This window comes from Leptolyngbya sp. CCNP1308, from assembly GCF_034932455.1.
Lineage (GTDB): Bacteria > Cyanobacteriota > Cyanobacteriia > Phormidesmidales > Phormidesmidaceae > Nodosilinea.
The window spans coordinates 37470-47381 of sequence record NZ_JAYGIH010000082.1; the positions used below are offsets into that span (position 1 = coordinate 37470).

The 9912-nt window shown below is 48.9% G+C and carries 7 protein-coding genes and 1 pseudogene; all 8 read right to left on the minus strand.

Annotated features, from left to right (window positions below):
• Positions 1-21 precede the first annotated feature (21 nt).
• Entirely contained in the window at positions 22-3156 is a 3135-nt protein-coding gene (locus VB780_RS24665; RefSeq protein ID WP_323353841.1) for an alpha-amylase, read from the minus strand.
• On the minus strand, positions 3153-4205 hold the full coding sequence (locus tag VB780_RS24670) for a MoxR family ATPase (RefSeq protein ID WP_323353842.1): 1053 nt from the start codon (positions 4203-4205) through the stop codon (positions 3153-3155). Before VB780_RS24670 ends, VB780_RS24665 begins: the two co-directional genes overlap by 4 nt.
• 17 nt (positions 4206-4222) lie before the next feature.
• On the minus strand, positions 4223-5587 hold the full coding sequence (locus tag VB780_RS24675; protein WP_323353843.1) for a hypothetical protein: 1365 nt from the start codon (positions 5585-5587) through the stop codon (positions 4223-4225).
• Positions 5588-5960: 373 nt separating this feature from the next.
• Positions 5961-6572 (minus strand): helix-turn-helix transcriptional regulator, encoded by a 612-nt coding sequence (locus VB780_RS24680; RefSeq protein WP_323353844.1) that lies wholly within the window; start codon positions 6570-6572, stop codon positions 5961-5963.
• A gap of 228 nt (positions 6573-6800) precedes the next feature.
• Entirely contained in the window at positions 6801-7196 is a 396-nt protein-coding gene (locus VB780_RS24685) for a CU044_2847 family protein (protein ID WP_323353845.1), read from the minus strand.
• Positions 7197-7764: 568 nt separating this feature from the next.
• Positions 7765-8034 carry a hypothetical protein gene (locus VB780_RS24690; protein ID WP_323353846.1) on the minus strand — a complete coding sequence of 90 codons (270 nt, stop codon included), beginning with the start codon at positions 8032-8034 and terminating at the stop codon, positions 7765-7767.
• A 41-nt stretch (positions 8035-8075) separates the two neighbouring features.
• Complete coding sequence (locus tag VB780_RS24695; protein ID WP_323353847.1) at positions 8076-8504, minus strand: hypothetical protein; 429 nt, start codon at positions 8502-8504, stop codon at positions 8076-8078.
• Between the two features lie 362 nt (positions 8505-8866).
• A pseudogene (locus VB780_RS24700) lies at positions 8867-9787 on the minus strand (AAA family ATPase); the annotation flags it as partial.
• Positions 9788-9912 lie beyond the last annotated feature (125 nt).

Genomic DNA, 9912 nt, shown 5'->3' on the forward strand with positions numbered 1-9912 from the left:
CCAGGTCGAGTATTTGAATGTCTAGGAGCTTTCAATCCACACTGAAACAGAACCACCATTACAGAAGAATTCAGCCCATCCATCATTGTTGGTATAGACTTCGCGCGAGATATGTTCAGTTAGATCAGTAAATCTTGTCAATGGCTTACCAACATCCATCCATTTTCTGCCTACGTCGCCATTGCTCATGAGCACTGCCATGGCACGAGGGTTCTGTTCGTTGCCAAGACGAGTCCAGCCAATGACGGAAGGATGATCGAAATAGTCATACTGGGGACCGTAAGCATATCTCTGGCGGGCAATTAAGAAGCGATCAATAATCCATTTGTGAGAGTCCATCCAAATCTCATATTCGTTCCCGTCGCGCCCTTTATCTACATAATTGGCTCCATAATAGTCAGGATAAAAAATGCAAGGATAGCCTTGCATTCGCAATAAAATAATGGCGTAGGCTAAAGGCTTAAACCATGACTCAACTGTAGACTCTAGTGCTTGAAGAGGCTGGGTATTATGATCATCCACGAAGGTTATAGCAAATCGAGGGTACTCTTGCATAAGAGTACCCTCCAGAATGGTGCGCATATCGTAGTCTAGGCCAACTCTACTAGCTCGAGAAAAGTTGTAGTGCAGAGGAATATCAGAAAAGTTTAACCGCTCATCTGATTTCTCGATACCCCATTTTATCTCTTCTAAAGTCTGACTCCATCGTTCGCCAAAAAAGAAAAGCTCTCGATCAACATAATTTTCTTGATGAGTCATCCACTCTTTGAAGAAATCAATATTTTCATGGCCAATTCCCTCTATAAAAAAGCCATCAATGCCAACTAGATCAATAAGCCACTGTCCCCAGTAATTTAGTTCAGCTATGACCTCAGGATGATTCACATCTATATCACAACCCATGAGGTAATCAAAACTACCAAGTTCAAGGTTGTTTTCTGTTTTATCTAGAAGTTTATCACCTATTACCCAGAACGCTTTCAAGTCTGGCTCATAGCTATTATAATCAAGCCTAATGAAATGCCACCAATGCCATTTCATGCTGGAGTATTTGTCTCCTCGACCAGGAAAATTAAAACCTGTCCATGATTTTATTTTCTGAGATTCGCCTAAAGCCCGAGATCGATTACCTGGATCATAGGGTACTGCATCAAATTCTTCTTCAAAATCGGCAGCCATTTTACGACTAAATACCACCTCTGCATAAACGTCAATTTTGACATCATGGCATGCCTCTATAGCACTAACATATTCGTCCTTCGTTCCATATTTAGTTCTTACCGTGCCTTGCTGGTCAAATTCTCCTAAATCAAATAAGTCATACACTCCATAGCCCACATCGTAGCCACCGCCTATCCCTTTGAAGGCTGGGGGAAGTCGGAGGGCTGTAAAGCCAGCTTTGGCTAAAGCCCCAGCTTCCTCTTTTAGTCGATTCCAGTGGCTGCCATCAGCAGGAGTGTACCAATGAAACCACTGCATCATAGTGCCGTTAACCATTACAGGTTCATTCTGGTCACTCTTCTCAGCGATTTCATCAGTAAATTGCTCTTTTATTTCCCGAGCAAACTCAGCATATTGACCGCCCAAGCTCTCTAAAATTTGAGAAGAAATTATCGCAAACGGTCGGATTTCATGTTCCAGACCTAGTGAAGTGGCTTGGTTTTGACTCCTCAGAACCCCACTAAACTCTTCTACAGTTAACCCCATCCGTCTGGCGATATAGTTTGAAACTTCAGATAAAATATTGATTGCATCTGTTTGAGGAACTGATTCGAGGAGTAAATCCCGCACTCCTTGTAAAAAATCGTACTGCACCAAGTCTGGATTTGTTTCTGGCTGTATCTCCGTTACTGACTTTAGTAGTCCGCCCAGAAATACTTCAGCTACATGTACCTGCCTCGACTTAGGCAACAGTCGATCTTGAACGATACGAACGACAGGCAAACTAATAACTGGCGTGGCAGCTAACAAACCTGCTAGTTGCCGCGCCGTTGGCGAAGCTACCGTGCGAAAAAGTTGCACATGGTCTTGGGCACTTCCTCCAACAGACTGATTCAACTGGGCTATGCTCTCAAATGAAGCAACGCTCTCCGATTCAAAAATAAATCCTAACGATCTAGAGCCCCCGCTAGCATTGACTAAATTTGCCCATGATGAAAAAGATTGCGGATCTAGAGTCACCACAGGCACTCGTATTCCAGCTTTCAGATCAATGTCATCCCAAGGCGACAGCCCTTGCACCCTTAACTGCTGATTATTATCCCCTGGCATTAGCGATTGAAACTGAACAGAAGCCGCAAACCCCAGACCTGTCCTTGCCCACAACCATTCTGGCAGCATTTGCAAAATGGCCATTGATCCACTAGATGCCCACAGCTTTAAAGTTGGTAATATAGAGCCGTCTCGCCAAATTTGGGAGACACAGTCTGTCGCAATTAAAATTACTCGCCGACCATTGGGGTCAATAAGCTCACCAGGGTCGTGTAGCACCTTCTGACGATTCAGAGACCCGGCTCTCGGCTGAATCTTGATCTGATTATTTTGATCTGTCACCAAATTCCAGGATCTAATATCCCGAAAAACTCCATAGTGAGCTAAAAGCTTTTGCAGTTCTTCTATTGTTCGCCGCCAAAGATGCATTGAGATGCTTTCATCCACAACCAGTGCTAAATCTAGCCATGGCTCTAAACTTGGCTTCAAAATTGGTATCCATATGCCTTCATCCGCGATTCGAGATACTGTCGCCTCTTCATCTAGAACCGCACTTGGCCCTGCGCTGACTTTACGCAGCAGAGGCCTTAATGACTTAGCCAGAGTCAGTTGGTCTCGCAAAGAGCGAGCATCGGGGAGCTTTAAAGATAGTCCTTCTCCAAAACCATTTTCATTAGTCAATTGAGCATCAAAAGGCTTTATTGCTGCATCAGGAGCCTGTCCCTGCTCAGAGGTATGTCCTAGGTTGGAGGTCAAACTTGACTTATTAGCAGCAAGCCTCTCTGCAATTTTCTCTCGTATATCAAAATCAGTAAGCCCACCATCTGACCTAGAGGGTGCTTGCCGCACAGATTTCATTTGCAACGCCAGCCAAACTACGTCTGCGATTTCCTCACTCGACAGACCGATTTCTTGCCTCAGTGCTGCTACCAGTCCGTTAATCATCCATCCTCCGCACTGGTCAGATATTTCAATATCACATCCATCAGCTTTTCTCGATTTTCTCCAACCGAGCTAAAGTGCCGAGTAATCAGATACACTGCGTTCAAAAGCTGGTCAGGAGAAAGATCACCCTTCATTCGCTTGTTGACGAATTGCGCTATAAGTGGCGCTGCATTTTGTAAGGTTTCCTCTCCTAAATGAGCTTTTACAATATCTACCAGAGCCTTTTCATCTGGGTCGGGCATTGTTAGCCGTAGGCAGCGCCGCAAAAAAGCAGGCGGAAAATCCCGCTCTCCATTGCTCGTAAGAATAACCAGCGGAAAGCCAGCACATTTAACTTGTCCAGCCTTGAGGCTAACTTGCTGGCCATCATAGGTACGTACTCGAACTCTATCTTTATCTTGAGCCATCCGTGCTAGCTCCGGAATTTCAAACTGTCCTTCTTCAAATAAATTCAGCAGATCATTGGGCAAATTAATGTCGCTCTTGTCAAACTCATCGATCAAAAGTATGCGCGGCAATGGTTGAGGTGGTTTGCCAGGTTCTAGTCTGGCAGTCGGCAAAAGCGCTGTCCCCAAAGGCCCTAACTGAATATATCGGCCAATATCACCGCTGCTTGCCCCATTAACCTGATCAGGTTGTTGGGGTTTAAGCTGCACATCCTGTAACCGCGAAATCGCATCGTAACGATACAGACCATCTTGTAGTGTAGATCTAGCTGTAATCGGCCAAGGCAATACTGGCCCTAGACTCAACTCATAGGCAATACGATATGCCAGCGATGTCTTTCCAGTGCCAGGCTTGCCCGTTACCAGCAATGGACGCCGCAGATATAGCGCCGCGTTTACAACATTGATCAAGTCCTCATCATCAGAGGAGACTTGAAAACTTTTTCCTCTAATCTCGTCCCGTTTACTTAACTCCCGTGGGACATCCACCCAATCAGCGTCCTCAAATACTCGCTCAAAGCTTCGCCAGGTAGGAGGGTCTGGCAGTTCGAAAATTCTATTATGGGGCTCTCCCTCCCCCATGAAAATTCGCCAATCAGTCACTTTGCAACCTCTGATTTCTACTGTTCTGGTGGTCTAAGCTGAGCTAAGGCATCCGGTGTGAGTCGATTTGGATCTTCCCACAACACAGTCAGGTGTGAGCCAAGTGCTTCTAGATTGCTACCGCCCACAGCATCCTGCCGAATTCTTTGAATCAAGGCTAGTAACTCCGTAAGTGGGCCGGAAGTTACTAAGCGATTAATTTCATCCCCTTTTCCCATAGCTGACAAATCAACTCTAGGCAACAGAGCAATTGGTGATGCTGCTTTTAAAATGCAGGTGAAAATATCTTTTTTAGCGTTTGTATCAAGACCACACGTTGCCTTCAGACCAAGTTTTTGCTGAAGGCGATAACTCAACTGATCCCAATTACAGCTATTAACCTGCTCCAAGTTCTCAAAATCATCAGCTTGAGGGGTTTTAGCGAGATAGGTCTTAACCCTATCCCAGTTCTGACGCCACAGGTTTCGTCGCGACTTGAGGTAACGAATATCTAGACGCTCCTGAGAACGCACAATTACCTGGTAATCAGCACCCAAAAAGAATTCATCAGGAAAGGGTTGATCGTTAGTAAGCTTCCAGCAATCTACTCCCATGCAGAGGTAGTCTAGCGGCAAGAAGATTTCAACTGTCAACTCATACATCGATTCATAGTGGTGTATCATCAGCCACTCAAGAGCCTTATTCAAAAATTGGTTAAAAATCTGAGGGGCCTCTTCGATCTGGCATAACGCTCCTTTTTGAGCATCCTCAAGATCTAATGGCTGATAGCGTTTGGCTGGGTCAGTAATTGTATCGTCAGGAATCAGCCAAGCATTCATGCGCAACCTATCTACGTTAATGTCGGAGCGCAACACAACTTGTAAATAAGCTTGGAGAGACTTTTGGTTGTCACTGGGCTGAGCAAAAGACTGATTTTGTGTCTCTATTTCCTTTAGCTTGTCTTTAATTTCTTCAATCTGCTTATTCACATCATGTGGAATATCAAGATCTACCGCAAGCCTTTGCAAGAAAACCTGCAATCGCCGGAACTCCTGAAGTTGAGTTAGCATATCCAAAACATCAGTCGCTTTATGGCGAGATACATAGGCATCTGGCGGTAACGATTCATGATAGGCACGCTTTACAGCTTGGTCATTTGCTAGATCTCTAAGACTTTGGCTTAATTCTTCTATGGACTGATGCGAGATAGCGCTGGGTAATTCTGAATTCAGGAAAAAATTGTAGGTGGTGCGCTTATCAATATCTCCGCCAGAGTAGTCACCCCCACCAGTGTCGGTAGTCTGTCTGTCACCATATTGCTGATTTACTGGGCTTGACTGACCGTAAATCAGCCCTTGTGACTCTCGGGCATCTAATTTTTCCTCGCCCATGCTGTTTTCCATAACCTAACAGTAGTTCTGCTCTTGCCCCTGCTTAATGGCTGTATCAGTTTAAGTCGCCAGAAAAATGGACTAGAGCCTTTGTAGTCAACTATTCTCGATCAATCACTTGGTCTAGCTTCTTGGTAATAAAATCTACGCTATCAACGTACTGCCGGGTGTCTAGAATGTTCTCAATTTCTCTGCCAATCAACTCATTGCAGCCATCTTCTGGTCACTTCTTTAAAATTGATCAAAGGTAATCCGCTGCTTGGCTTGGGTGGTGGCCACAGTAGTCCGCCGCTGCTGATAGGTAGCTATAAAGTACCACAACCCTCTGATACGCCTATGTATCAGTTGTCAACGAGCAAGGACAAAGGAGGTGCGGCATTAACGATCAACCTTCAAGTACAAGCGTGCGTTTGGCAGAAATACTCTTAAGATGGCGTTTCACCGTATTGACGCTGACAAACAGCTTCGCCGCGATTTCCTTATAGCTACAATTCGCGTGCCGCAGCAGCCAAACATCCTTCTCCCGTGGCGTTAGCTTGTATCGCACCGCCTCCAGCAGCGCCGTCGCCTGGGCCGACCGAGACTGATCTTCCAACAACACCAACAGGTAAGCGTCCGAGTCAGGCGGCAAATCTAACCACTGCACCTTAGCCCGAACCAGCTGATCCTTAGCTCCTGTAAGCGTCTGAGTGGGTACCAAAGCCTCATCTGTAAACAGACTACGGCTTTCGATCATGTGCCTACATATCAGCCACACCCCCAGCGGCAAAGCATCAGCAGAATGCTGCCCCTCCTTCAAAACCTGACAAAGCCTCCGCCCCTCCTCATTGCTATAGAGACAGCTTCCCTCCTGGGTCAGTAACAACACACCATCCGCAAACCCCTCAAAAAGACGGCTTAGCACAGCCAGCTCTGCTCTTCTGGGTTCCTCTTGACTCTCAGAAAACCGATCTGGGCGGGCATCTGCAACAGTGGGCAATAAACTCAAAGTCACCATGGGAGTACCTGCGTAATTCCTAGGGCGATTTGCTTTGAGCCCAGTTTCACCAAGCCATCCACCCCAAAGCCAATACCCCAACACGATCGCCCAAAGCCCCGCCACACCTAGATAACCAGGCTCAGATCATGCCCCCGCATTGGGGATTCCCCAAACTTCTTTAATCGAATTGCGCACTCTGCTGGTTTTGAAGCCTGCCATACACAGGGTTAATCATTGAGCCAATCGCTAGCCCTCAGAGCCAGACGTAGGGAATTTACACTTCACCTCGATCGCAAAATCTGACTCTGCTTTGCCGCTAGCGAGCATGGGCAGCCCTCCCTCCGCCGTGATTTTGAGATTGAAGCGGAGAGTAATCTCTTCGACTTCTGCGATCGCCAAGTCTTTAAATGCCCCAATGGCATACTGCGTATAGCCTTGGATTGTGCGATGTACGTCTGCCAACTTGACCCTCAGCTCAGGCGTAATTTGAGGCTGACGGATTCCTGGAACACCTCCTCTAGGTGTATTCGGATCGTAAGAATCGAAATCCTCATCAACGCTGCGCACAGGAGACGCTGAGGTTGACTCAACCAGAACGTTATAGGTGTTTGCTTCATCTTCGAGAATAAGCCGTTGAATCATCAATTATCTCCCTGCACTAGATGCCCGTACATAAGTGTGTGAAAGCCTTGAAAACTTGTAGGCCCCGGCAAAAAGATTGACCGTCATGAAATACTGAAATTTGCTTCAGCTCAGGGGCTGTACTATGTCAGCCACCACCTGTCTTTATGATCAAGTGCTGTCGTTGCTAAGTCAATGACGAGCCGTATCTTTGCTTTAGCAGGTCTTGGAGTATCCCAGTGCCAGCCACCGTCAGTGCCAAACTCCCTCTGCTGAGTGCTCCCTAAAACCTCGAGACTTGCTGCTTGCTAACCGAGGCCCAGATCCACTGGGTCAGCCAAGTTGGTTATCAGCCTTGCCAAAGCTGCCCAATACCATACTCACATATGTCCACATCTAGAATCAGTCAGCGGTTCAACCTAAACTCCCCATCCCTAAACCATTTTGGCCAGAGCGATTTTCGCTGAGCTAGCAGTCTCTCGCAAACTCCGTAACGAGGGGGCAGGGATCAGCGCTGTAAGGCCGTTTAGATCGTGATCGCCCCGCCAACTTCGGCAATGATTCAAAACTTCAAGGCTCCACAGCTACTTCAGTCGCTTACCTCCAGCCCATGGCTATGGTGCTTCGTAACTGTAGATGAGGTGTGGTTTAGGTTAGCAACGGTAACTATGTGATGGGCAAAGGCGATCGCCTCTTTCCTACCTTGCTTGTCATAAATCAGCCTCACCGTCTCACTCCCTGCCACCAGCATCAGCGTCACCTCCTTAGCCGAGCACCCATCCCGCAATGCCCGCTGCGCCACCCGCAGATCCAAACTCGCTGCCGGTAACCCCGCCGAGTAGTGCTCCCACCGCTTCAAAAGCTGCTCCCTGGAATTCGCCTTTGGCGGTTCGGGGGAATCTACCCCTTGCTGCTCTCGTCCAACCGTCCTTCCAACCGCTCCAGCGAGTCGATCAACGGCTGCTGCAAAGCCAACTCGATCTTGAGCTGCCCGTTCCAACTGCTCAAGGCTGCTATCAACAGCCGCAACTGCTCCTGCAAGGTCGCCTGCGCATCGGAGGAGGTGTCGTCGCTGACGATATGCTGCAATTGCGCGACCAAGCGCCCCAAGCTCTGGTTCCAGTGCTGCGGCCACATCGCCAAATCCTCGCCCAAGGTCTGGACGTGGTCTTCGAGGTGCAGAACTCGCTGCGTATTGACGCAAATCTCGGCCCGCAGCGGCTCTAAGCTGCTCTGCAACACGGTTTCCAATACGCTCTCCCACTGCTCTGGGGTCAACGCTGGGGATGGGTTCTGGTTTCCGTTGTTCCCGTTCGAGTACTTGTCCATGGTTAATCACCTGCTGAGTTAAAGGCACGTAGTCACTCACGTTCTCCTTGGCCCGCGACACCTGGGCCAACCGCTCCAAGTCTGCCTGGCTGGTGGTGTACAAGGTCACCGCTCGCTTGGCTCTGGAGATCGCCACATAAAACGCTTCTCGATTCGTCGTTTCGCCCAGCAACGCCAGCACCAGCTCCGCTGTCTTGCCCTGGCTGCTGTAGGTGGTGCTCACCCAGGCGTAGTCGATGTACTGATTCCCGCTGAGGTTGATGGTGGTGGTCTGCCCTGCACTATCTTGAATAGTCACCATCCCATCGGCTTCAAGCCCCGTTACCACAAACCCTTGTCCATTGCGGATTCTGGCTTTGGCGTTATTGCGTGTCCATCGGAGGCGATCGCCCACCGCTACCTGAATCGATTGCGTTGTATAAACAGTTTTGCGCGGGCACGCTGCCGGATCGACTGACAATACCGATCCACTCGGCGTCTCCAGCACCACCTGCTGAGCCTCGGCATTCACCGCCACCACCCGGTACTGCTCCTCTAATCAATCCCTGCTTTCGGTAGTCCTGAATCGGCACCAGCACATCGCCTGGTGCGTAGGCCTTGAGGTAACTGACCTGAGCCGTAGTCAAATCCTTCCGCCGCAAGCTCTGCATCACAAAGCTATCCGCGCCCAAAGCCCCTTCATCCCGTAGCCCAGATCGCATCGCCTGAGTCAGGGCCAACCGCTCCGCATTAGTTCCCGCCAGCACTAGCGTGCTCTCCCGATCCCCTGCCGCTAGCGCCAAATAATCAGCTGCCACCTGCTGAATTCGTTCCTGAGTTTGATCCCCTTCCTTGACACATCCGGCCTGGGCCAGGATCTCAATGCCTTCGCTGACCTGCCCCTGAGCCACCAGTTCTACAGCCGATCGCAGCACCCTATTCTGTTGCCGCCGATGGGTTTCCAGATAGGCGGTGGTCATTCCACCCACCTGCAAGCTTTTGAAGGGATTGCCCGCTTCCACCGCTGACAACTGCCGGGTATCCCCTACCAGCAAGACCCTGACCTGCTCCAGTGCCGCCCGCCGCAATAGGGCATGGGCATCCTTCATGCTCAACAGCCCTGCCTCATCCACAATCCAAAGTGTGGGTTGGGGTGCTTGATCAGGTGTATCAGAAACCAATAGGCCCGCTACGGTTGTGGTCTCAATCCCCAGCGATTCCCCCAACACATGAGCGGCTTCAGCGCTTGGGGCCAACCCTCGAATCATGTAGCCTTGCGTTTGAGTCAAATCTTTCAGCACGCTTAGGAACGTGGATTAAATAACCTGAACTTCTGGGACGGCGGTGTAGTTCCATTGAGGCAAGAGGTCATCAAAGACAATTGTCATCGTGGCTTTGAAGTCTTCAGCTACTTTTCGCCCCGTTTGGT